Origin of the sequence: Microbacterium sp. B24 (assembly GCF_000333415.1) — a bacterium.
Classification (GTDB): domain Bacteria; phylum Actinomycetota; class Actinomycetes; order Actinomycetales; family Microbacteriaceae; genus Microbacterium.
In genome coordinates this window covers 1-3,829 of record NZ_BADB01000546.1, presented here as the reverse complement: position 1 = coordinate 3,829, position 3,829 = coordinate 1, and the positions used below count along the sequence as shown (strand labels likewise).

5 protein-coding genes are annotated in these 3,829 nt (G+C 71.6%); 2 read left to right on the top strand and 3 right to left on the bottom strand.

Annotated features, from left to right (window positions below; translation table 11 throughout):
- Both I5I_RS17845 and groES read right to left on the bottom strand, forming a co-directional pair.
- Nucleotides 1–254: glycoside hydrolase family 9 protein (locus I5I_RS17845; protein ID WP_204365835.1), on the bottom strand; the 254-nt coding region annotated here is incomplete at its 3' end.
- 163 nt (nucleotides 255–417) lie between these two features.
- Nucleotides 418–714 (bottom strand): co-chaperone GroES, encoded by a 297-nt coding sequence (groES, locus tag I5I_RS15875; RefSeq protein ID WP_005050391.1) that lies wholly within the window; start codon nucleotides 712–714, stop codon nucleotides 418–420.
- A 240-nt stretch (nucleotides 715–954) separates the two neighbouring features.
- Here groES and I5I_RS15870 point away from each other — a divergent pair, with 240 nt between their 5' ends.
- The gene (locus I5I_RS15870; RefSeq protein ID WP_036322102.1) at nucleotides 955–2,247 is read left to right on the top strand and encodes an extracellular catalytic domain type 1 short-chain-length polyhydroxyalkanoate depolymerase; all 1,293 of its coding nucleotides are present in this window, start codon (nucleotides 955–957) and stop codon (nucleotides 2,245–2,247) included.
- 23 nt (nucleotides 2,248–2,270) lie between these two features.
- A complete protein-coding gene (locus I5I_RS15865) occupies nucleotides 2,271–3,464 on the top strand; it encodes a class I SAM-dependent methyltransferase (RefSeq protein WP_036322099.1) in 1,194 nt (397 codons plus the stop codon).
- Between the two features lie 25 nt (nucleotides 3,465–3,489).
- Here I5I_RS15865 and I5I_RS15860 read toward each other — a convergent pair.
- A partial coding sequence (locus I5I_RS15860) for a hypothetical protein (RefSeq protein ID WP_036322097.1) occupies nucleotides 3,490–3,829 on the bottom strand: 340 nt, incomplete at its 5' end.

The window sequence follows — 3,829 nt, the reverse complement described above, 5'->3', positions numbered from 1 at the left end:
CAGTTGCGGTCGGTCACCTTGTGCCACGCCATGCCCGCGAGCGGTTCGCCGGCCGGTACCTGCATCTTCAGCATCCACTCGAGCTCCCACCGGGCCTCGTCGAGGATGTCGGGAACGCCGTTGCCGTGCTCGGGCACCGCGAGAGTGCCGTCGGCGAGGGATGCCGTGGTGCTGGCGGCCTTGGAAGTAGAGGGGCATGAATCCCCAGAGGAAGTACGCCGCGAAGGCGGAGATCCCCCCGCGCCGCTCTTCACGTGCGGTCTCGGCGGGTGTCATGAGAGAAAGCCTACGACGGTCGTGACATGTTCGGACCGACGGATGCCGAGGCATCCTGCCGTTGGTCGTCGTTCCTCCGCCAATCCGCGTCAACGACGATGGCCCCCGGACTTTGCCGGGGGCCATCGTCGTGTGCGATCGTCAGCGGACGACGACCGCCAGAACGTCGCGGGCCGACAGGACGAGGAACTCGTCGCCGCCGAACTTCACCTCGGTGCCGCCGTACTTGCTGTAGATGACGCGGTCGCCGACGGCGACGTCGAGCGGCACGCGGTTGCCGTTGTCGTCGATGCGGCCGGGGCCCACGGCCACGACCTCGCCCTCCTGGGGCTTCTCCTTGGCGGTGTCAGGGATGACGAGGCCACTGGACGTGACCTGCTCAGCCTCGACCTGCTTGATGACGATGCGGTCCTCGAGCGGCTTGATGGAAACCGACACGGTCTACCTCTTTCTTGCTGGGCGTGATGCTTCAAGACTCGTTAGCACCCACAGGGGTGGAGTGCTAACAGAAGTCTAGAGCGCGGCTGGCACTCGTGCAACGCGAGTGCCAACTCTGCGAGACCGCCACCCCCCTGTTACATGAATCATGTTTCACTTACCATCGGACTGCGCTCCCACGACCGGGACGACCGGGCAACGGTGCCCGGACGATGGCGGGAGCGGGATCGGAGTCGACCGATGACCACCCCCGACCTCACCACTGATCACCCCGCTCATCGGCGGCGACGCGCGCTGGCCGCGGCCCTGACGGCGGCGACCCTGGCTGTCGGCGCCCTCCTGGCCGCACCGGCAGCGAGCCCCGCTGCGGCGGTGGCGGGGTCGTGGACGACCGAGTCGATCGCGGGCATGAGCGTGCGGCTCTACACGCCGGCGAGCGCCGCGACGCTGGGCAACGGCCGCGCGCTGATGATCAGCCTGCACGGGTGCGTGCAGACGGCGTCGACCCTGCAGACCGCCGGCAACTGGGCCGCGACGGCGGAGCAGTACGGCATGGTCGTCGCCCTTCCCGACGCCCCGGGCGGGGGTGTGGTGCTCGGATGCTGGGACTACTACGACGGCAACCATTCGCGCACCGCACCCGCCCGCCACGACGACAACCTGTTGGCGCTGGTGTCGGCGCTCACCGGCCGCGCGGCGCTCGGCATCGACCCGGCGCAGGTGTACCTCTCGGGTCTGTCCTCCGGCGGCGGCGAGACCATGGTGATGGGGTGCCTCGCCCCCGACGTGTTCGCCGGCATCGGCATCAATGCCGGACCCACCGTCGGCACGACGTCGGGACAGATCGGCAGCGTCGCCGTCTCGCAGGCTCAGGGCACGGCCACGTGCCGCACCTTCGCCGGCTCGGCATCCGCATCGTTCTCGAGCCAGCTCACCTCGGTGATCTACGGATCGAATGACACCACGGTCGCGACGGGCTACAACACTCTCAACGCGCAGATCATGGCCGGCATCTACGGCGCGGGGTCGTCGTCGACGTTCTCGCTGGCGGGGCTGGCCGGCACCAACACGGCGGGGTCGGGCACGATGTACGCGGATGCCGCGGGTCCGCGCGTCTCGCTCATTCAGAACACCGGCCTCGGTCACAACTGGCCGGCCGGCGGCGGGCCGGGCGGCTCGTACGTCTCGACCAACAGCATCGACTACCCCGCGTACGTGACCGGCTTCTTCTTCGCGCACAACCGGCGGGTCGACCGCGCGGCGACACCGAGTCCGACGCCAACGCCCACGCCGACGCCGACGGCCACGCCGACCGCGAGCCCCAGCCCGACGCCGACCGCACCGGGCGCGACGTGCGTGAGCGCGACCAATGCCGCCCACAAGGCCGCGGGCCGGGCCACCAGCTACGGCGTCAATCCCTACAACCCGTACTACGCGGTGGGCAGCCTGGACTACCTGGGCCAGGGGGATGCGACCGTGACGAGTCTGCAGCAGACGTCGGCATCGCGCTGGACGAAGGTGAGCGGGTGCTGAGCCGCCCCGCATAGGCTGGCGGGATGGAACGCGCCGAGCTCACCGCCCTGCTCACCCCCGAGGGGCTGCGGCTGGCCGATGAGCTCGGTGCCATCGACTCCGCCGACGAGGTGGCGCGCACCGTGTCACGGCTGCGGGCGCAGGGGCTGTCGCCCGAGCTCGTCTCGGCCGCCGTCGGTCAGGCGCGGCTGCGGACGCGGGCGCGCGCGAAGTTCGGGGCGTTCGCCGACCGCATGCTGTTCACGCGGGCGGGTCTCGAACAGGCCACACGGCTGTCGGTGGGCGCCCGCCACGCGGGCCGGTTCCGCGACGCCGGAGTGCACCGCGTCGCCGACCTCGGCTGCGGCATCGGGGGCGATGCGCTCGCGTTCGCCGGGATCGGCCTCGACGTGCTGGCCGTCGACGCCGACGAGACCACGGCCGCCCTGGCCGCGTACAACCTCGCCCCGTTCGGCGAGAGCGCGACGGTGCGCCATGCCCGCGCCGAGGAGGTCGCCCTCGACGGCGTCGAGGCGGTGTGGCTCGATCCGGCCCGACGCACGGCCGGCCATACCGAAACGGTGCGGGTCGCCGCGGGCGACTGGTCGCCGCCGCTGGAATGGGTCTTCGCGCTGGCGCAGCGGATGCCCGCGGGCATCAAACTCGGACCGGCCTTCGACCGGGCACAGATCCCCGCGGATGCGGAGGCGCAGTGGATCAGCGTCGACGGGTCGACGATCGAGCTCGTGGTCTGGACCGGAACGCTCGCTCGCGACGGTGTTCGCCGCTCGGCCCTCGTCGTCCGTTCCGACAGCGCCGCCGAGCTGACCGCTGCGTCCGATGCCGAGGATGCCGAGACACGGCCGCTCGGCGCCTTCGTCCACGAGCCGGAGGGCGCTGTCATCCGTGCGCGCCTCATCGGCGAGGTGGCTCGCCGCCTCGACGCCGGAATGCTCGCCCCCGGCATCGCCTACCTGACCTCCGATGCCGAGATCACGAGCCCCTTCGTGCAGTCCTTCCGCATCCTGGAGGAGCTGCCCTCGGATGTGAAGGCGCTCCGGCGCGCCCTGCGCGAGCGGGAGATCGGAACGCTGGAGATCAAGAAGCGCGGCGTCGACGTCGACCCCGCCACCCTTCGCACCCAGCTGAAGCTGACCGGTCCGCGCGCCGCGACGCTCATCCTCACGCGTGCGGGGACCTCACGCGTCGCGCTGCTCGCCGAGCGCGTCACCCGCTGACGCCGATCGCGCCGGCGCGGCGCCGTCAGCCGAACAGCGGCCCCTGGGTCGACGCCCACCACAGCCAGCCCGCGCTGTAGGCGAGCGACAGCAGGCTCAGGCACAGCGCCCAGACCGCGACGGCCCGGCTCTCCCAGGGACGGCGCAGCGCGACCACGGCGAGCACCGCGGCCAGGATGCCGATGAGCACGCCCCAGCCGACGACCAGCGAGACGATCAGTGCCACGACGGCGAGGGCGAGAGCCCACGAGGCGCTGCGAGGCAGCACCGGCGGCGTCGGCGCCCAGCGCACGTCGGGTTCGGGTGTCCACGACCCCGTGGTCGCGGCATCCGGCTCCACCGGCGCGCCGACCGGAACCGGCACC